Annotated in this window: 1 protein-coding gene; it reads left to right on the forward strand. The window is 41.1% G+C overall.

Features of this window, described 5'->3' with window-relative positions; all coding sequences use genetic code 11:
- Nucleotides 1–125 precede the first annotated feature (125 nt).
- A partial coding sequence (locus H740_RS11690) for a metal ABC transporter permease (RefSeq protein WP_002951903.1) occupies nt 126–219 on the forward strand: 94 nt, incomplete at its 3' end.

The following is a 219-nucleotide window of genomic DNA, read 5'->3' on the forward strand; positions in this document are numbered from 1 at the left end:
ATTTAACCAAACCAAATTTAGCATCTTAAAGGTGCAGGTCTCAGCAGATAAAATTTAAATTTTCGACGAAATTTAATATAAAAACGGGAACCCCCAAACGCCGAAAAAAATAAAAAAGGAAACAAATGCTAGAAGCTCTTAGCTTAAATTTTATGCAAAACGCCCTGCTGGCGGGTATCCTCGTTAGCATCGCTTGCGGCGTGGTCGGCACGCTCACGG

Source organism: Campylobacter showae CC57C (assembly GCF_000344295.2).
GTDB classification, from domain to species: Bacteria; Campylobacterota; Campylobacteria; order Campylobacterales; family Campylobacteraceae; genus Campylobacter_A; species Campylobacter_A showae_B.